General features: G+C 74.5%; 14 protein-coding genes and 1 pseudogene. 8 read left to right on the top strand and 7 right to left on the bottom strand.

Annotation, left to right across the window (positions count from 1 at the left end):
- The first annotated feature begins 2 nt into the window (after positions 1-2).
- Positions 3-758 (top strand): sirohydrochlorin chelatase, encoded by a 756-nt coding sequence (locus tag R4Z63_RS25980; RefSeq protein ID WP_037915408.1) that lies wholly within the window; start codon positions 3-5, stop codon positions 756-758.
- 20 nt (positions 759-778) lie between these two features.
- Here R4Z63_RS25980 and R4Z63_RS25975 read toward each other — a convergent pair whose 3' ends face one another.
- Complete coding sequence (locus R4Z63_RS25975; RefSeq protein ID WP_037915403.1) at positions 779-1,780, bottom strand: ketopantoate reductase family protein; 1,002 nt, start codon at positions 1,778-1,780, stop codon at positions 779-781.
- An 81-nt stretch (positions 1,781-1,861) separates the two neighbouring features.
- On the opposite strand from R4Z63_RS25975, the gene R4Z63_RS25970 reads away from it, so the two are divergent.
- A complete protein-coding gene (locus R4Z63_RS25970) occupies positions 1,862-2,248 on the top strand; it encodes a nuclear transport factor 2 family protein (protein WP_384451269.1) in 387 nt (128 codons plus the stop codon).
- Between the two features lie 15 nt (positions 2,249-2,263).
- Here the strand turns inward: R4Z63_RS25970 and R4Z63_RS25965 are convergent, their stop codons facing one another.
- From R4Z63_RS25965 to R4Z63_RS25955, 3 genes and pseudogenes are all read right to left on the bottom strand, one after another.
- Positions 2,264-2,827 carry a DUF1697 domain-containing protein gene (locus R4Z63_RS25965; RefSeq protein ID WP_384451272.1) on the bottom strand — a complete coding sequence of 188 codons (564 nt, stop codon included), beginning with the start codon at positions 2,825-2,827 and terminating at the stop codon, positions 2,264-2,266.
- A 20-nt stretch (positions 2,828-2,847) separates the two neighbouring features.
- Positions 2,848-4,085 (bottom strand): annotated as a pseudogene (gene mgt, locus R4Z63_RS25960) (macrolide-inactivating glycosyltransferase).
- A gap of 6 nt (positions 4,086-4,091) precedes the next feature.
- Positions 4,092-6,392, bottom strand: coding sequence for an FUSC family protein (locus tag R4Z63_RS25955; RefSeq protein WP_384451275.1), 2,301 nt, complete (start codon positions 6,390-6,392; stop codon positions 4,092-4,094).
- Positions 6,393-6,520: 128 nt separating this feature from the next.
- On the opposite strand from R4Z63_RS25955, the gene R4Z63_RS25950 reads away from it, so the two are divergent.
- The 4 genes from R4Z63_RS25950 (at position 6,521) to R4Z63_RS25935 (ending at position 9,999) form a co-directional block, all read left to right on the top strand.
- Complete coding sequence (locus R4Z63_RS25950) at positions 6,521-7,135, top strand: TetR/AcrR family transcriptional regulator (protein WP_236647427.1); 615 nt, start codon at positions 6,521-6,523, stop codon at positions 7,133-7,135.
- On the top strand, positions 7,132-8,046 hold the full coding sequence (locus R4Z63_RS25945; RefSeq protein ID WP_037915389.1) for an SDR family oxidoreductase: 915 nt from the start codon (positions 7,132-7,134) through the stop codon (positions 8,044-8,046). The genes R4Z63_RS25950 and R4Z63_RS25945 overlap by 4 nt, the downstream gene beginning before the upstream one ends.
- 36 nt (positions 8,047-8,082) lie before the next feature.
- Complete coding sequence (locus tag R4Z63_RS25940) at positions 8,083-8,958, top strand: aminoglycoside phosphotransferase family protein (protein ID WP_037915386.1); 876 nt, start codon at positions 8,083-8,085, stop codon at positions 8,956-8,958.
- A 255-nt stretch (positions 8,959-9,213) separates the two neighbouring features.
- A complete protein-coding gene (locus tag R4Z63_RS25935) occupies positions 9,214-9,999 on the top strand; it encodes an alpha/beta fold hydrolase (RefSeq protein WP_384451279.1) in 786 nt (261 codons plus the stop codon).
- A gap of 42 nt (positions 10,000-10,041) precedes the next feature.
- On the opposite strand, the gene R4Z63_RS25930 is transcribed toward R4Z63_RS25935, so the two are convergent.
- Positions 10,042-10,779: a 3'-5' exonuclease gene (locus R4Z63_RS25930; RefSeq protein WP_037915380.1), complete on the bottom strand. Its 738-nt coding sequence runs from the start codon at positions 10,777-10,779 to the stop codon at positions 10,042-10,044.
- Between the two features lie 90 nt (positions 10,780-10,869).
- Positions 10,870-12,147 (bottom strand): DUF5919 domain-containing protein, encoded by a 1,278-nt coding sequence (locus tag R4Z63_RS25925; protein WP_037915379.1) that lies wholly within the window; start codon positions 12,145-12,147, stop codon positions 10,870-10,872.
- 286 nt (positions 12,148-12,433) lie between these two features.
- On the opposite strand from R4Z63_RS25925, the gene glgX reads away from it, so the two are divergent.
- On the top strand, positions 12,434-14,548 hold the full coding sequence (glgX, locus tag R4Z63_RS25920; RefSeq protein ID WP_384451354.1) for a glycogen debranching protein GlgX: 2,115 nt from the start codon (positions 12,434-12,436) through the stop codon (positions 14,546-14,548).
- On the opposite strand, the gene R4Z63_RS25915 is transcribed toward glgX, so the two are convergent.
- The gene (locus R4Z63_RS25915) at positions 14,533-15,861 is read right to left on the bottom strand and encodes an MFS transporter (RefSeq protein WP_384451284.1); all 1,329 of its coding nucleotides are present in this window, start codon (positions 15,859-15,861) and stop codon (positions 14,533-14,535) included. The two genes, glgX and R4Z63_RS25915, sit on opposite strands and share 16 nt — an antisense overlap.
- A gap of 82 nt (positions 15,862-15,943) precedes the next feature.
- Here R4Z63_RS25915 and treY point away from each other — a divergent pair, with 82 nt between their 5' ends.
- The gene (gene treY, locus R4Z63_RS25910) at positions 15,944-18,217 is read left to right on the top strand and encodes a malto-oligosyltrehalose synthase (RefSeq protein ID WP_384451286.1); all 2,274 of its coding nucleotides are present in this window, start codon (positions 15,944-15,946) and stop codon (positions 18,215-18,217) included.
- The last annotated feature ends 199 nt before the right edge of the window (positions 18,218-18,416 follow it).

The raw sequence follows: 18,416 nt of genomic DNA, 5'->3' as shown, positions 1-18,416 counted from the left end.
GCGTGGCGTCCGTACTGCTGGTCATCGCCCACGGCAGCCGCGACCCACGGCACGCCGCGACCGTGCACGCCCTCACCCGGCGGGTGCGGGCGCTGCGCCCCGGACTGCGGGTGGAGACGGCCTTCCTGGACTTCAACGCCCCGCGGGTCGATCAGGTGCTGTCGGCGCTGCACGCCGAAGGCGCCCGCGACGTGGTGGCCCTGCCACTGCTACTGACCCGGGCCTTCCACGCGAAGGCCGACATCCCGGCGGCGCTGTCGGACGCGCTGACGCGTCTGCCGGGCCTGTCGGTCTCGGTGGCGGACGTCCTCGGCCCGTCGCCGCTGCTCGTCGAGGCTCTCGAACGCCGGCTGTCCGAAGCCGGCCTCTCCCCGGCGGACCGGGCCACCACCGCGGTGGTGCTCGCGTCCGCCGGCTCCACGGACCCGGAGGCGATCGCAGTGATCGCTGAAATCGCGCGGGAGTGGCGGCACACCGGTTGGTGCGCCGTGCGGCCTGCGTTCGCCTCCGCCGCTCTGCCCCGTACGGAGGACGCCGTACGGGCCCTGCGCGCCGAGGGCTTCGCCCGGGTCGCGGTGGCGCCGTACGTCATCGCCCCCGGCCGGCTCCCCGACCGCATCGCGGCCGGCGCCGAGGCCGCAGGCGCCGACGTGGTGGCCGACGTCCTGGGCGCCGCCCCGGAACTGGCGCGACTGCTGCTGCGCCGCTACGACGCGGCTGCCGCGGCGCCCGCGCGGCGACCGGCGCTGACGGCCTGAGGGCCTGAGGGCCCCGCCCGCTACGCCCGGGCGGCGGCCTCGTCGGCCAGGGCCGTCAGGTCCGCGACGGACATCGCGCCCGGCGGCAGGCCCTCGCGGGCGAAGATGTTCGCCGCGTGCCGCAGGACGTCGTTGACCGGGGTGGGCACCCCGTGCAGACGGCCCAGCAGCGAGATCTCCCCGTTGAGGTAGTCCGCCTCGACCGAGCCCGTGCCGCGCGCCAGGCTCTGCCAGGAGGACCCGCCCCGCACGCCCGGCGGCTGGTCCACCTTCCCGTCGCGGGCCTGCGACTGCTCCGCGTCCGAGGCGTAGGCGATGCCGGCGGCACCGAAGGCGGCCTTCCCCTCGCGGACGGCCCGCAGCAGCAGCGCCGCCTTCGCCGGGTCGGGCTCCGGGCCGGTCGTCGCCTGGATCGCGTTGCCCAGGTTCCCCAGCAGCTTCGCGTACTTCCAGCGCATGACGTCCTCGACGGGCGGCGCCTCGAAGCCTGCCCGGTCGAGGTCGGCCGCGACCGCCCGGGCGAGCGCGTCGGTGCCGCCCGCGGCCCGGCCCAGGTGCAGGATGCCGGTCAGCGGGGTGCACAGCGCCGAGACCACTCCCGGCTCCAGGAAGGTGGCGGGCAGCCAGACGCACACCCCGTACACGCGCGCGAAGCGCCGCAGCGCCAGCCGCTCGCTCTCCACGCCGTTCTGCGCGCAGAGCACCGGGAGCCGCTGTGCGGCCGTGCCGCCGCCCGCGACCTCGGCGTCGCCCCACGCGTCGAGCGCCGCGACCGCGTCCTGGGTCTTGACCGCCAGCAACAGCACGTCGTCCGGGCGCAGTTCGCCCATCTCGTCCGGTCCGGTGACCACCGGCAGCCGGTGCACCCGGCTGCCGTCCGCCGTCGTCAGGCGCAGCCCCCCGACGCGCAGGGCCTCCGCGTGTGCGCCGCGCGCGGCGAGGACGACCTCGCCGCCCGCCTCCGCGAGCCGTCCGCCGATGGTGGCGCCGACGGCGCCCGCGCCGATGATGATGTACCGCATGCCGATGAGCCTGGCACACCCCGCCCCGGGCGTCGCCCCCGGGGGCCCGGGGCGCGGCGGCCGGGGGCCAGGATGATCCCCATGAGTGCTGATGAAGAGGGCGGCAGTGTGGCCATGGCGATCGCGGGCGAGATCCTGTTGATGAGCCCCGGCGTGCGGACGTCGAGGACGTTGACGGATCCGCTCCTCGATCCGGAGTTCGTCGAGGTGGGCGCCTCGGGCCGCAGGTGGGACAGGGAAGCGATGCTCGCGGCGCTGCCGGACCTGGAGGGCGGCTGCGCCGGCGGGCCGCGGTACGAGCCGGCCGGCCTGGCGGGCGTCGAACTGGCACCGGGGTTGGTGCACCTCACCTACGAGACCGTGATCGGCGGGCGGCGGGCGCGCAGGAGTTCGCTCTGGCGGTTGTCCGAGGACGGGACCGGCTGGCGGATGTACTACCACCAGGCCACCCCGGTGCCGGGCGGGTGAGGACCCGGCACGTGGTCAGGCGCCGGTCATCTCCACGAGCTTGGCGACGGTGTTCCAGTTGCGGGTGGTCACGTCGATGCCCTTGACGACGGCTGGCCTGGCGAGGGCCTCCGCCAGCTTGGAGCGGCCCAGGCCGTCAGGGGCGTAGAGGTAGAGGACGCGGTCGCCGAGCCGGTACTCCTCGGGGAGGAACGCGGCCGCGTCGAGCGCGGCGAAGCGCTCCGCGCCGGGCTGCTCGGAGAGGAAGGTGGCGTGGAGCTGCCTGCCCTCCAGCTCCGCCGCCGGGAAGGGGCACGCCTGCTCGACCGCGCGCAGGTACGCGCCGTCGAGCACCAGGCACGCGACCCGGAAGCCGAAGTGGGCCTCGATGGCCGCCTCCAGTTCCCGGGCGAGCGCCACCGGATCGGTCTGCGCACTGCTGAAGACGGCGTTGCCGCTCTGCAGGTACGTCTGCACGTCACCGTGCCCCAGTCCTTCGATCACGGAGCGCAGCTCCGCCATCGGGACCTTCTTGCTGCCGCCGACATTGATCCCGCGCAGCAGCGCCGCGTACTTCGTCGTCACCGTGGTCTTCGTCATGGGGGCACCCTAGGGTGCGCCTACGACAGTTCCGCCTCGATGAGGTCGGCGGCCCGGCGTGTGCCGCCCTCGGCGGCCATCCCGGCACGGATCTCCTCGGCGCGGGCGGCGACGGCGGGATCGGCGACGAGAGCGAGGACCGCCTCGCGGAGGGTGGCCGCATCCGCGTCGGCCATCGGGACGTGCCGGGCCACGCCCAGGGAGGCCAACACGTCGGCGTTGCCGAACTGGTCGACGGCCTGGGGGACGGCGACCATCGGGGTGGCGGTGGCCAGCCCCTCCTGGCTGCCGCCGGCGCCCGCGTGGGTGATGAAGGCGTCGGCCTGGCGCAGGATGTCCAGCTGGGGCACCCAGCGGTGGACCTCCACGTTGGCGGGGATCTCACCGAGGTCCGCCTGGTCGGTGTGCCTGCCGATCTGCAGGACGACGTACCAGTCGGGCAGGTCGGCGAAGGCGTCGATGCAGGCGCGGTAGAAGGCGGGCTGCTTGGTGAAGGCCGAGCCGAGCGAGACCAGGACGACCTTCCTGCCGCGGGCGGCCTCGGGCCTGGTCCAGGTGCCCTGGGCGGCGCTGCGGTCGCCCTGGCAGGCTCCGACGAAGGTGTGGACGGACTCGTCGACGCGGTCGGCGTGGGGTTGGAGGGCCTTGGGGATGAGGACGAGGCTGCGGCGGGGGCGGCCCTGGAAGCGGTCGACCTGGCTGCCGAGGCCGTTCTCGGTGAGCCACGCCGCGAACGCGGCGTAGTAGGCCTGCCCGCGTTCGGAGGCCTTCAGCTCGGCGAACATCGGCTCGGCCACCTCCTGTTCGTACCCCTCCCAGGCGACGAGGTTCGGGGAGAGCGAAACGGCGGGGACGCCCCAGCGGTGGGCGAGCACCGGCGCCGGGTAGGCGGTGATGTCGTGGAGGACGAGGTCTGGTTCGTCGCCCTCGAAGGCGGCGGCGAGCTGCGGGAGGGCCTGGACCGCGTCGTTCAGGAAGGTCTCCAGGTGGTCGATGAGTTCGGTGCCCCAGGCCTCCGGTTCGTCTTCGGTGGGGAGGGTGGAGGTGTAGACCACGGGTGTGGCACCGGTCCCGGCGACCTGCTCGGCGAAGGAGGCGGGGATGGCGTAGCTGACCCGGTGGCCGCGGGCGACGAGCTCCCGGATCACCTCGATGCTGGGGTTCACGTGCCCGGGCGCGGCGATGGAGAACATGGCGATGTGGGCGGGCTTGGCGGAGGTCATGGCCCGACCCTAACGAGACGAGACGTCTCGTGCAATCATTTTCAGGTCGTCCTGGACGGCCCCGGGGAGGCGGACGGGTCACGGCCGGCCGGGTCGGCGGGATCGACGGCGCGGCAGGGCGCCAGCACGCGCTCGACGTCGAGGGTGAGCGAGTCGAGCCAGGTCTGGGCGGCGAAGAACTCCGCCGGGGCGACGCCCTCCGGGCGCCGCGCCGCACCGCCCGCACCACTCGCACCGCCCGCACCACTGGTTCCGCCCACACCGCCCGTACCACTGGTTCCGCCCGCACCGCCCGTACCGTCTGCTCCCTCCGGTCCCGCTGCTCCCTCTACTCCCTCCGTCACGGCCGCCCGGCCGGCGGCCCCGCCAGCGCGCGCCGCGGTCTCCGGCGGCACCGCGGCCGCCCACCGCGCCGCACCCCGCATCCGGGCCGCCACCCCGTCCGCCCGATCACCGAGCCGCTCCCCGTTGCCCGGCCCGAGGTCCGGGCCGGCCCGGGCGAGCAGCCTCCGGGATCCCCAGAGCACGTGGTGGCCGGTGATCATGGCGGCCTGCCAGTCCGGAGCCCCGGCCACCGGGGCCCGCGGCTCGCTCTGGCGCTGCGCGTACGCGCACTCCGCCAGCGAGAGCGCGAGCCTCAGCGCCCGGTCGTCGGGCGCGGTGTCCCGTCTCCCGGCGGCCACGGCGGCTGCGGTCGCCTCGACCGTCTCGGCCTCCCTCGCCAGCAGCAGCGCGACCGCGCGGTGCAGCTCCGCCTGCGCTCCCCGCGGCCAGGCGAGCAGCCCGAAGACGATGCCGATCATGCTCCCGACGACCACGTCCATGAGCCGGATCTCGGCCAGCCGCCAGGTCACGGGCGCCAGCTGCGCGAAGACGAAGGACACCACGAGGGTGAACATGCCCTGGGCCCAGCCCACGCCCCGGACCGGCCCGACCAGGAAGGCGACGAGCATCACCAGCGGCAGGACGACGGCGTAGACGGTGGTGTGGCCGCCGACCAGGACCAGGACCCCGGCGGCGAGGAGCGCGCCGAGCAGGGTTCCGGCGAGCGCTTGGCGGACGGTCGCCCTCGTCTGGGTGACCGTGGTCCGGGTCAGGCTGAGGACGGCCAGCATCGCCCAGAAGCCGTGGGGCAGCGATTCGACGCCGGCGACCGCACGGGCGGCCGCGAGCGCGAGGCTGATCCGGACGGCGTTCTGGAAGTGCACGGAGCGCGGCCCTGCGTGGGCCGCCAGCCGGTGCCACCACAGGCCGGGCGCGCGCCGGCCCGCGTACCAGAACCGGCCGGAGTCCGTCCCGGTCGGCATCGGGGCGCGCCTGCCCCGGACCGCCAGCTCGGCCGCGGTGGCGAAGGCCACGGCTGCGTCCGCCACCTCCAGCAGCGCCGCGCGGCGGCGGCCGCGCACCTCGGTGACCGGCTGCGGCTCCCGCTCGGCCGCCTCCCTCACCTCTTCCCGCAGTCGCCGCAGGGCGGCGGCCCCGTCGGTCGCGCGGCCCGTCCCGGCCAGCAGGGCACTGGTCTCGGCGGCCGACCGACCGACCGCCTCCAGCAGCTCCAGTCCGGTCTTCGCCGGCGCCAGGCCCGGGGGCGGTGGAGGCAGGCCGGCCAGCCGCCCGAGCAGGGTCCGCACCCCCAGGCCGGTGTGAGCGAGGGCCCGGTCGCGCAGGCCGGGCCCGGCGGGGCGCTCGGCCTCCTCCACATGGAGGGGGCGCAGGGACTGACCGGCCTTCCGGGCGGCCTCCACCTCGGCCGCCGGCAGCGTGTACGGCGGGCGGCCCAGCTCGGCGGCGAAGCGGGCGGCGGTGTCGCCCGCCCCGGCGACGAGCTCGCGGTAGGTGGTGCCGCGCGGTTCCGGTAGGACGAACTTCTCGGCGAGGACGAGCAGGACCAGGCCGAAGATCGCACCCCCCAGCCGTTCGCCGAGGGTGCCGGGCGCGTAGGGCGGGAAGCACGGCAGGATGTAGAGCAGTTGCAACCCGGGGGCGGCACCGGCGGCCCGGGGGCCGGCCGCGGCCACGAAGGCGATGGCGAAACCGAAGACCAGCATGCCTGCCACGGCGGTCCAGGTCCGCACGGCGAGGAAGGTGCCGGCGGTCAGCAGCAGGCACGCCACCGGCAGCGTCCTGACCACGACGGCGGCCCGCTGTTCACCGGTGCCGGGGATGCGGGACAGGGCCGCCATCGATACCACCGCGAAGAGTGCGTACGTCGCCGCCACGGGCCGGTCCAGCCCGTACAGGCACGCGTAGAACGCGGTGCAGGCGCTGAGGGTGGTGCGGATCGCGTGCCGCGCCACCCTGCTGGGGCCGCGGCCCGCGCTCACGTGTTCTTCGGCAACCACCACTCCAGCATCGGGCGAGTCAGCGCGGGCCACCACCCGCCGACCACAGCCACAGCGGGTTTGCCAGGTCGGCCCACGAAGCGATTAAATGAATGAACATGCATTCATTAATAAGGAGGTGGCCGGTCGTGGCACGCCCACGCGGAGTCGAGGACGCGGTGATCCTGCAGGCCGCGGCTCGGGTCATGGGCCGGGTCGGGCCCGTGGGCCTCACCCTGGCGGCCGTGGCCGGCGAGGTCGGTCTGGTGCCCGGCACCCTCGTACAGCGCTTCGGCTCCAAGCGCGGGCTCCTGCTGGCGCTCGCCGACCGGTCCGCCGAGGAGGCGGGCGAGCTGGCCTCGCGGGCCCGCGCGGCCCACCCGTCCGCGCTCGGGGCCCTGGCGGCTCTGGTGTCGCAAAACCTGGCCGGGATGGACACGCCGGAGAGCTTCGCCCACCACTTGGCCTTCCTGTGCACGGACCTGACCGATCCGCAGCTGTACGAACGCGCCCTGGCCGTGCACCGCGCCCAGCGGCGGGCGATCGAGGAGTTGCTGGCCGAGGCCGTCGCCGCGGGCGAGCTCCGTGCCGACACGGACGTCGCGGGCCTGGCCGGCACCGTGCAGGCGATCACCGCCGGCGCGGGCCTGGCCTGGGCCGTGGAACGCCGGGGCACCCTCGCGCAGCGGCTGCGGCGGGAACTCGACACCGTACTGCGCCCCCGTCTGGCGCCGGTCCACCCCGACGAACCGGAGGAATCATGACGACCGACGCACGCCCGCTGGCCGGCAAGGTGGCCCTGGTCGCGGGCGGCACCCGCGGCGGCGGCCGGGGCATCGCCGTGGAGCTCGGCCGCGCCGGCGCGACCGTATACGTCACTGGGCGCAGCAGCAGCGGTGCTGGGCGGTCGGACCTGGACCGTCCGGAGACGATCGAGGACACGGCGGCGCGGATCACGGCGGCGGGGGGCCTGGGCATCGCCGTCCGCACTGACCACAGCCGCCCGGAGGAGGTCCGGGCCCTCGTCGAGCGGATCGCCGCCGAACAGGCGGGGCGGCTCGATGTCCTGGTCGACTCGGTGTGGGGCGGAGACCCGCTGACCGACTGGGAGCACCCGCTGTGGGAACAGGACCTGGAGACCGGCCTGCGGCTGCTGCGCCAGGCGGTGGAGACCCACCTGATCACGAGCCGGTTCGCGCTGCCGCTGATGGTCGCGCGCGGGAGCGGCCTGGTGGTCGAGGTGACCGACGGCAACACCGCCCGCTACCGCGGTTCGCTCTTCTACGACCTGGCCAAGTCCGCGGTGATCCGCCTGGCGTTCGCGCAGGCCGCCGAGCTCAGGCCGCACGGCGTCGCCGCCGTGGCTATCACCCCGGGCTTCCTGCGTTCGGAGGCCGTGCTCGACCATTTCGGCGTCACCGAGGCCACCTGGCGCGACGGCGTGGCACAGGACCCGGACTTCGCCCACTCCGAGTCCCCCGCGTACCTGGGCCGGGCGGTCGCGGCGCTGGCCGCCGACCCCCGGATCATGGCCAAGTCGGGCCGGGCCCTGGCCACGTGGGGCCTGTACCGGGAGTACGGGTTCACCGACGCCGACGGCACCCGGCCCGACTTCGCCGCCCACTGGGCGAAGAGCCTGGAGGCGGAGCACGGCCCGCTGGGCGACCCCCTCTGACCGGGCGGTGGCGCAACGCGGTGGTAGAACGGCGGCATGGACGAAGCACGGGCCAGGGACGTACTGACGACGGCGGGCCTCACCGGGGACGTCGGCCGGGGCGGGGCCGCGGAGCCCGTCCTGCTCGCGCTCGGCGAGAACGCCGTGTTCGCCGTCGGCGCCCTCGTGGTCAAGGTGGGCCGGGAGGCCTCGCTGCTGGAGCGGGCCGAGCGCGAACTGATGGTGGCGGACTGGTTCGCCGCCGCCGGCATCCCGGCGGTCCGCGCCGCCGAGCCGAAGCCGCGGCTGGTGGGCGGCCATCCGCTGACCCTGTGGCACCGGCTCCCGGACCCGGTGCGGCCCGCGGGGCCCGAGGACCTGGCGGTGCTGCTGCGGGCCGTCCACGCGCTCCCCGAGCCGCCGTTCGCCCTGCCGGCGCGGGACCTGCTGGGGGGTGTGGAGCGCTGGCTGCGGCTGGCGGGGGACGCGATCGACCCGGCCGACGCGGCGTACCTGCGCGCCCGCCGCGACGCCTGCGCGGACGCGTTGGCGGGCCTGTCCCCGCACCTGCCCCCCGGTCCGGTCCACGGCGACGCCCTCCCGCGCAATGTCCACGTCGGCCCGGACGGCCCGGCCCTCGTCGACCTGGAGACCGTGTCGGTGGACCTGCGCGAGCACGACCTGGTGGTGATGGCCCTGTCCCACGACCGGTACGGGATGCCCGCCGGGGAGTACGACGCCTTCGCGGCGGTGTACGGATGGGACGTCCGCGACTGGGAGGGCTGCGCGGTCCTGCGCGGCGCCCGCGAGACCGCCGGCTGCGCCTGGGTCGCCCAGCACGCACCCGCCCGCCCGGGCGCCCTGGCCGAGTTCCGCCGCCGCGTGGCCTCGCTCAGGGACGGCGACCTGCGGACGCGGTGGCATGCCTTCTAGCGCTGTGGCCGGATGGGCGTGCCGGCTCGCGGCGTGCGGTGCGGTGCATCGCACGGTGGAGGGCCGCAGCTCGTACCCGGCGTCCTCGCACGGTCCGACGACGCAGCGAGGTGCCGTGCCGGGGGCCGTGAGGCGGTGAACCCTTCCGGTCACAGCACCATCCTCCCGACCCGCAGGGTCGCTGACGCGCGTCGATGCACCTGGGCCGCGACCCCGACGCTGGTGGGCACGCCACCGGCCTGCGAACATCTGCGGATGATCACACTCTCCGACGACCTCGGACACCTCTCCTACGTCGTCACCGGCGACGGGCCGCCCGTCGTGCTGGTGCACGCCGGGATCGCCGACCACCACATGTGGGACGCGGTCGTCCCCGCTCTCGCGGAACGGCACTCGGTCATCCGCTACGACCTGCGGGGCTTCGGGCAGTCCGCGCCGCCGAGCGGTCCGTTCAGGGAGACCGACGACCTGCGCCGGCTCCTGGACCACCTCGGGCACGAGCGCGTCCGGCTCGTGGGCGCGTCCTGGGGCGGCCGGGTGGCCGTGGACTTCGCCCTCACCCACCCGGACCGGGTCCACTCCCTGGCCCTGCTGGCCGCGCCGTGGCCCGGGTACGACTGGTCCGCGGAGATGATCGCCTACGACGAGGCCGAGACGCGGGCGCTGGCCTCGGGCGACCTGGACGCCGCCGTCGCCGCGAACCTGGACATGTGGGTGCGCGGGCCGGCCCGCGCGTGGGAGGACGTCGCGGCCGGACTGGCCGAGCGGCTCCGGGAGCCGATCCGCACCTCGCTGGTGAACCAGGACGCCGTCGGGGAGCACGCGCAGGGCGTCGTCCGGGGCGACCTGTCCGGCATCGCCGTACCCGCCCTGGTCGGGATCGGCGCACTCGACGTCGCCGACTTCCAGGACATCGGCCGGCGCTACGCCCACGAGATCCCCGGCGCCACCCTGGTCGAATTCCCGACCGCCGCCCACCTCATCGCGATGGACGCGCCCGCCGAACTCACGGCGCAGCTGATCCCGTTCCTCGCCCGCTGACGGCCCGCCGGTCCCTGCACCGGCCCGTCCGGCCGGGTCCGGTCAGACCGGCAGCGGGTCGCGCAGGGGCCAGGCCGTGTCGATCACCGCGTCCGGGGTGCCCTGGCGGCGCAGGTAGGACTGGAAGTCCCGGGCCCAGCGGGCATGCCAGGTGCCCTGCTGTGCGTGCAGGTCGGCCGGGGTCAGCTCGGCCACCTGGGGGTGCCGCTCGGCTATCGCGCGGGCCACCTGGACCGCGGCCAGGGCGTCCGAGCCGGCGTCGTGCGCCGACTCCAGGGTGACCCCGTACACTCCACAGACCGCCTCCAGGGTCCGCTTGCCGCGCCGGAAGCGGTCCACGGCCCGGTCGATGGTCAGCGGGTCCACCACCGGACCGGTCCGCGCCCCGCCCAGCCGCTCGGCCAGCGAGGGCAGTTCGTGCCGGGCCAGTTCGGCGCTGAGCAACGTGAGGTCGAAGGCCGCGTTGTAGGCGACGACCACGGCCCCCGCACGCCAGTGTCCGACCAGCGCCTCCGCGACCTCGTCGGCGACCTCCCGCACCGGGCGGCCCTCGGCGACCGCCCGTTCCGTGCTGATTCCGTGGATGGCCGAGGCCCCCTCGGGGATCGGTATCCCCGGATCCGCCAGCCAGCCGCGCCGCTCGTGCACCGCACCGCCGCGCACTTCGACCACGGCCGCCGTCACGATCCTCGATTCGCCCGGCTCCGTGCCGGTCGTCTCCAGGTCGAACCCGATCAGCACCCGGCCGTGCCAGCCCCCCGTACCGCGCTGGTCCTCCACCCCTCGTCCCTCCCCCGTACGTCTTCGGTCAACGGGTTTCAGCCTGCCACGGGCCACTGACAGGCCGGGCGTCCCCCTCCCGGGAGGTGCTCACGACACCGGCCGGGAGTCCTCCCACATCGACTCGAACTCCTCCCGGTAGGTCGCGAACAGTCCGTGGTCCGCGTCCTTGGGCACCCCGCGTCCGCCACCGCGCAGCACCAGGACGGGCGATTCCATGCCGCGCGCCCGCCGCAGGTATGACTGGACCACCGCGATGCCCGAGGCCTGCCCCTCCACCAGGTAGGCGGTGAACCGCGGCGTCTCGTCGAAGACGTGGATCTCGAAGCGCGAGGGGTCCCGCAGGCCCGCCCTGACCCGCCGCACGTGCAGGATGTTCATCTCGACCGAGCGGCTCAGCTCGCCCTTGCGCAGTCCCAGCTCCCGCTCGCGCCGTTTGACCGCGCTGCTCGCCGGGTTCAGGAACAGCAGGCGCACCCGGCAGCCCGCCTCCGTCAGTCGGACGAGTCTTCGCCCCGAGAAGTTCTGCACCAGCAGGTTGAGCCCTATCCCGATGCCGTCGAGCCGCCGCGCGCCCCCGAAGAGGTCCTCCGCCGGCAGGTTGCGCTGGAGCCGGACCCGGTCCGGATGGACCGAGACCACGTCCGCGTACCGGTCACCCACCAGGTCCTCGACGGCGTCGATCGGCAGCCGGTCCGCGGCGGGGCTGCCGGAGCCCCCGCCGAGCACCTCCAGCAGCCGCGCCGAGGCCCGCTCGGCCTGCTCCAGCACGGGCCGCGACAGTGCCCGGTTGCGGGAGACGACGTTGCGGGTGACCTCCAGCTCGTCCAGGGCCAGCTCGATCTCGCGCCGGTCGTCGAAGTACGGCTCGAAGCAGGGCCAGTGCTGGACCATCAGCTCCCGCAGCTGCGGGAGGGTCAGGAAGCTCAGCACGTTGTCGTCGGCGGAGTCGAGCAGATAGCCCTTGCGGCGGCTGACCTCGCGCACGGCCACGGCCCGCTGCACCCACTCCTGCCCGGCGGGGCCGGCGGCCGCGACGACCCAGTCGTCCCCGCCGTGCACCGGTTCGTAGATCGGCCTCAGCACCGCGCCGACCACCGACCGCAGCCGCTGTTCGATCAGGTTGAGCCAGATGTAGGCCCGGCCGGCCCGCTGCGCCCGCGTACGGACCTCGGTCCAGGCCTCCGCACCCCAGTCCAGTTCGGCGCCGGCCCGGGCGATCCCGGCCTCCGCCGGTCCGCCCGCCAGGGAGACCGCCCCTGCCGGGACCTCCGTCGGCGTCCCGCCGGGGACGCCGCCTGGGGCGTCCGCCGGGCCACCCTCGTGACTGCCGTCACCAGGGGGCAGCTCCAGACCTCCCGAGCTCACCCGTGCACCGCCTTCTGCGTCTGGACGCCCGTCTCCAGTGATCACGGAAGGGTATCCCGCGCGCGCGGCCCGATGCAGCCCGATGGCCCGCACCACGGCCGTCCATTGACCCATTATCCGATGCACAGACAGTCCGCTGACCCGCATATCAGGCCTGCGGGTCACCCGGCAGGACCACTGCCAAGTCCGCGCGTGAGGGCCCACTTTCGGGGAAGATCTGGCAGTGACGCGGTCCATGCCGGATCATCCGGGACGTCTTTCGACACCGAGGGAAGAGTCGTTGTCTATGCAGGTCTGGCCGGGACAGGCGTATCCCCTCGGCGCCACGTACGACGGCGCCGGGACCAACTTCGCGGTCTACTCAGAGGCCGCACGGCGCATCGAGCTGTGCCTCCTCCACGACGACGGTTCCGAGACCGCCGTCGAACTGCGGGAGACGGACGCCTTCGTGCGCCACGCGTACCTGCCCGGCATCATGCCCGGGCAGCGCTACGGCTTCCGCGTGCACGGCCCCTACGAGCCCGAGCGCGGCCGGCGCTGCAACGCGGCGAAGCTGCTGCTGGACCCGTACGCGCGGGCGATCAGCGGGCGGGTCGACTGGAACGAGGCGGTGTACGGCTACCACTTCGGCCGCCCCGACTCCCGCAACGACCTGGACTCCGCCCCGCACACCATGAGCTCGGTGGTGGTGAACCCGTACTTCGACTGGGCCAACGACCGCCCTCCGCGGCACGAGTACCACCACACCGTGCTGTACGAGGCCCACGTCAAGGGCCTGACCATGCGTCATCCCGACCTGCCCGAGGAACTGCGCGGCACCTACGGGGCGCTCGCCCACCCGGCGGTCATCGGCCATCTCGCCAAGCTCGGGGTGACCGCGCTGGAGCTGATGCCGGTGCACCAGTTCGTCAACGACCACCGGCTGGTCAACGACGGGCTGAGCAACTACTGGGGCTACAACACGATCGGCTTCTTCGCCCCGCACAACGGCTACGCCTCGGGCGACCGCGGCCAGCAGGTGCTGGAGTTCAAATCGGCCGTGCGGGCCCTGCACGAGGCGGGCATCGAGGTGATCCTCGACGTGGTCTACAACCACACCGCCGAAGGCAACCACCTGGGCCCGACGCTGTCCTTCCGGGGTCTGGACAACGCTTCCTACTACCGGCTGTCGGACGATCCTCGGCACTACATGGACACCACGGGCACGGGGAACTCGCTGCTGATGCGCTCCCCCCACGTGCTCCAGCTGATCATGGACTCGCTGCGCTACTGGGTCACCGAGATGCACGTGGACGGCTTCCGATTCGACCTCGCGGCGACGCTGGCCCGCCAGTTCCACGAGGTGGACCGGCTGTCGTCGTTCTTCGACCTGGTCCAGCAGGACCCGGTGGTCAGCCAGGTGAAGCTGATCGCGGAGCCGTGGGACCTCGGCGAGGGCGGCTACCAGGTGGGCAACTTCCCGCCGCTGTGGACGGAGTGGAACGGCAAGTACCGGGACACCGTCAGGGACCTGTGGCGCGGGCAGCCGCGCACCCTCGCCGAGTTCGCCGGGCGGTTGACGGGGTCCTCGGACCTCTACCAGGACGACGGACGGCGGCCGCTGGCGTCCATCAACTTCACCACCTGCCACGACGGCTTCACGCTGAACGACCTCGTCTCGTACAACGACAAGCACAACGAGGCGAACCGGGAGGGCAACCGGGACGGCGAGAGCCACAACCGGTCGTGGAACTGCGGGGTCGAGGGTCCGACCGAGGACCCTGAGGTCCTGGCGCTGCGCGAACGGCAGATGCGCAACTTCACCGCCACCCTGCTGCTGTCGCAGGGGGTTCCGATGCTCAGCCACGGCGACGAGTTCGGCCGCACGCAGGGCGGCAACAACAACGCCTACTGCCAGGACAACGAACTGGCGTGGGTGCACTGGCCCGAGCCCGGCAAACCGGCCCCGTCGCTGCTGGAGTTCACCCGCCGCATGGTGTGGCTGCGCCGCGACCACCCGGTCTTCCGGCGGCGCAGGTTCTTCCACGGGAGGCCGGTGGAGGGCACCCACGACGAGCTCTCCGACATCGCCTGGTTCACCCCGCACGGCGAGGAGATGCGGGCGCGCGACTGGCAGGCGCAGCATGCGCGGGCGCTGACGGTGTTCCTGAACGGGGAGGCGATCTCCGAGCCGGGCAGCCGCGGGGAGCGGATCACCGACGACTCGTTCCTGCTGATGTTCAACGCGGCTCCGGAACCGCAGGAGTTCACCGTTCCGCCGGGGCACGGCGCACAGTGGCGGCTGGTGGTGGACACCTCCCGGCCGGACGTACTGCCACCCGGCACCGGGCCGCAGTACGCGGCCGGCGACCGGGTGGCGCTGACGGGGCGGTGCCTGGTGGTGCTTCAGCGGCCGGCGTAGGCGGGGTCCGGGTCCGGCTGCCGGACCGTTTCGGCGTCCGGTCCGCCGGCCGGTGCACCGTTCGGCCCGCCGGCCGGCTCCGCGGGCGGCTCGCCGGCCGGTGCACCGTGCGTACGGGCGGCGGGCACGCGGGTGACGAGGGCGAGGGCCAGGCAGAGCGCGGCGGCTCCCACGGCCACGGCGAAGGCCCCGCTGGGGCCGTACCGCTCGGCGAGGCGCCCGGCGACGACCAGGGCCACGGCCTGCCCGGCGACCAGGCTGCTGGCGGCGAAGGCCATCGCGGTGGCGAGCCGGGCCGGTTCCACGGCGCGCTCGGTCAGCGCGAACGCGGTGATCAGGTGCGGTGCATAGGCGGCTCCGAGCACGGTGACGACCGCGTACAGCGGCCACAGGCCGTCGGTGACCAGCAGAGGCGCCGAGAACACCAGGGCGGCGCCGGTCGCCACACGCCAGCGCAGCCGCAGCCCGAAGCGGGCGGGCAGCGCGCCGAGTGCGAGGCCGACGGCGGCGCTGACGATGCCCATCGCCGCGTAGACGACGGCGGCCTGGTCCGGAACTCCGAGACGGATGGTGAGCGCGGTGATGCCGGCCTGGCACGCACCGAACATCACGCCCTGGAGAGCGAGGGAGCCCCGTACGGCATGGACCACGGCGGGCGGCCGGCGCCGCCCTCCCGTGCGCCGTTCCCGCGCCGGGGAGCCGGCGGTGGCGGCGGCGGTCGGGTGCAGGGCGAAGGCGCTGCCGAAGACGGCGACGAGGCAGGCCGCGCCCGCCAGGGCGAAGGCCGGATGGGCGACCAGGGAGGCGAGTCCGACCAGGGCGGGTCCGAAGACGAAGGAGACCTCGTCCAGGGTGCCTTCGAGTGCGTGCACGGCGCCCGTGACGCCCTCGTCCGCCTGGGCGCTGCGGGCCAGGGCGACGGCACGGGTCCGGGCCAGGGGCCCGATCAGCGGCACGGAGGCCCCGGTGAGGGCGCCGACCGCGGCGAGCGGGAGGGTGGCGAGATGGGTGAGCGCACCGGCCACCAGGGCGGCGGTGGCGGCGGCGTTGACCGCGGCGGCGGCGAGGACGACGCGCCGCTGTCCGTGCCGGTCGGCGAGTCGGCCGAGGACGGGTCCGAAGAGGACCTGTCCGGTGGAGAGCGCACCTCCGACGATGCCCGCGGTGGCCAGGGAGCCGCTGGTCTGGGCGACCAGCAGGAAGCTTCCGAACTGGGACATCGCGACGGGCAGGCGGGCGAGGAAAGAGACGAGCGGGAGCAGGGGCCCGGTCAGGGCGATGACACTTCGATAGGTGCTGACGGTTCCGACCACTTGATCGACACTAACCCGACGCAGTCACTCGGATGCATTGGGTCATGGCACGGAATCCGGCAGGTTGGGTACGTACGTTCTCATGAGCCAGCCGCACCCGCCCCCCGCATCGGATTCCGATGTTCCGAAACCCGTTACCCCGACGTCGACGTACCGCCTCCAGCTGAGCCCGGAATTCACCTTCGCGGCCGCCGAGGCGGCCGTGCCGCACCTCGCCTCGCTCGGCGTGTCGCACCTGCACCTCTCCCCCGTCCTGGAGGCGGTGCCCGGGTCGGCCCACGGGTACGACGTCACCGACCACTCGCGGGTACGGGCCGAGCTGGGCGGCGAGCCCGGCCTGCGGGCCCTGGCCCGCCGCGCCCGGGAGCACGGGCTCGGCCTGGTCCTCGACATCGTGCCGAACCACATGGCGGTGCCGACGCCGCTGCGGCTCAACCGGCCCCTGTGGGAGGTGCTGCGGGACGGGCCGGGCTCGCCCTACGCCCGCTGGTTCGACATCGACTGGGAGGCCGGCGGCGGGCAGGTGGTACTCCCCCTGCTCGCCGGACCGGTGGACTCCCGCGACCTGCGGGTCGACGGCGGGACACTGCGTGACGGGGAACAGGAGTTCCCGCTGCGGGCCGGGACGGAGGGCCTGGCGCTGCCGGAGCTGCTGGCCGCTCAGTGGTACCGGCCGACCTGGTGGCGGGAGACCTCGACCACGCTCAACTACCGCCGGTTCTTCACGATCTCGGAGCTGATCGGGGTCCGGGTGGAGGATCCGGAGGTGTTCACCGCCACCCACGCGAAGGTCCTGGAGCTGGTCCGGGACGGGGTCGCGCAGGGGCTGCGGATCGACCACGTGGACGGGCTGGCCCACCCCGAGGAGTACCTGGGCCGGCTGCGGGCCGCTGTCGGCGACGACTGCTGGGTGGTGGTCGAGAAGATCCTGGCCCGCCACGAGCGTCTGCCGGCCGGCTGGCCGGTGGCGGGCACCACCGGCTACGACGCGCTGCACCGGGTCGACGGGGTGTTCACCGACCCGGGGGGTGCCGCCGAACTGGCCGCCCGCTACGGGCGGTCCACCGGTCTTCCCCCGTGGCCGCAGACCGCCCGGGCCTGTGCGCGGGAGGTGCTGACCGGCGACCTCGCCGCCGAGCTGAGGACCCTGGAGCGCCGGGCCGGGGCGGAACTCGCCCCGGCCGTACGCGAGTTGCTGATCGCCTTCCCCGTCTACCGGCCCTATCCCGGCGAGTGCGAGCTGCCGGCGCAAGCGGTGGAGCCGGCGGCCGAGCTGGCCGGTCCGGCCGCGGTGGCCGGCGTACGGGAGCTGCTGCTACGGGACCCGGCCTTCGCCGCCCGGTTCGCCCAGACCTCGGCAGCCCTGCGCGCCAAGTCCCTGGAGGACCGGGCCTTCTACCGGTACGCGCCGCTGCTGTCGGCCACCGAGGTGGGCGGGGAGCCCGGGTGTCCGGCCGTGTCGCCCCAGGAGTTCCACGCGTACTGCGCCGTGCTGGCGCGGGACTGGCCGGATACGGGCACGGTGCTGTCCACGCACGACACCAAACGCAGCGCGGACGTCAGGGCCCGGATCTCGGCGCTGTCGCAGGCGCCGGAGCTGATGGGCGGGCCGGACCCGTCGCCGGACCCCCACCTGGCGTGGGTGGCCCGCCAGACGGCTCTGGGGCTCGGCCGGACGCCCGAGGCGGTACCGCGGCTGGCCGACGCGCTGCTCAAGGGGGCCCGCGAAGCAGCCCTGCACACCAGCTGGACCGACCGGAACGAGGAGTACGAGGCCGGCGTCCCCGAGTACGCCCGGGCCCCGCTGGACCTGCCGGCGCAGCTCGCGGAGGCGGCCCGCGCCAACCTGCTCGGCATGGCGCTGCTGCACCTGGCGATGCCGGGGGTGCCGGAGGTCTACCAGGGCGCGGAGACCGAGTACCGGGCCCTGGTGGACCCGGACAACCGGCGGCCGGCGCGCTTCCCCCGCGATGCGCTGGCACGGCTGGACGCGGGGGCCGCCCCGCAGGCCCCGGCCGAGGAGAAACTGGCCCTCACGGCAGCGCTGCTACGGCTGCGCCGGGACCGGCCGGACCTCTTCCGCGGCTACGCGCCCGTCACGGCCGGTGGCCCGGCGGCCGACCACCTGGTGGCCTTCACCCGCGCCCCGGGTCTGCTGGTGGCGGCCACCCGGCTGTCCCACCGGCTCGCGGCCTCGGGCGGCTGGCGCGACACCCGGCTGGACCTGCCGCCCGGCAGGTGGACGCCGGTCCTGCCGCCGCACGGCGAAGCGAACTCCCCCGTACTGCACGGCAGTACGATCGAGGTGTCCGCGCTGCTGTCCGATCGTCCGGTGGGCGTCTGGCTCCGCCTCTGAACCCCTGCGGCGCCGCCCGGCGCCCGCGGGGCCGCCTGGTATCCGTGCCGCACGGCCCGCCACGGCCACTGACCGGACGAACAGGCCCCGGATCGCTCCTGGAGCCGTTTCCGGAGGATGCGGCGGCGGCCGCGGCCCGGACGCTGTCGAGGAGGGGCCGGAAGAGGTCCTCGAAGGCTGCGCCGAGGGTGACGACGGG

This window comes from Streptomyces sp. PL-29, assembly GCF_058344425.1.
The sequence above is the reverse complement of the archived record's forward strand: the minus strand, read 5'-3'. Positions and strand labels throughout refer to the sequence as shown.

Bases quoted from the DNA above. Each gene is read 5' to 3' on its own strand.
- R4Z63_RS25975 (WP_037915403.1), bottom strand. From the start codon at position 1,780: ATGCGGTACATCATCATCGGCGCGGGCGCCGTCGGCGCCACCATCGGC.
- R4Z63_RS25940 (WP_037915386.1), top strand. From the start codon at position 8,083: ATGGACGAAGCACGGGCCAGGGACGTACTGACGACGGCGGGCCTCACC.
- R4Z63_RS25965 (WP_384451272.1), bottom strand. From the start codon at position 2,827: ATGACGAAGACCACGGTGACGACGAAGTACGCGGCGCTGCTGCGCGGG.
- R4Z63_RS25945 (WP_037915389.1), top strand. From the start codon at position 7,132: ATGACGACCGACGCACGCCCGCTGGCCGGCAAGGTGGCCCTGGTCGCG.
- glgX (WP_384451354.1), top strand. From the start codon at position 12,434: ATGCAGGTCTGGCCGGGACAGGCGTATCCCCTCGGCGCCACGTACGAC.
- R4Z63_RS25970 (WP_384451269.1), top strand. From the start codon at position 1,862: ATGAGTGCTGATGAAGAGGGCGGCAGTGTGGCCATGGCGATCGCGGGC.
- treY (WP_384451286.1), top strand. From the start codon at position 15,944: ATGAGCCAGCCGCACCCGCCCCCCGCATCGGATTCCGATGTTCCGAAA.
- R4Z63_RS25935 (WP_384451279.1), top strand. From the start codon at position 9,214: ATGATCACACTCTCCGACGACCTCGGACACCTCTCCTACGTCGTCACC.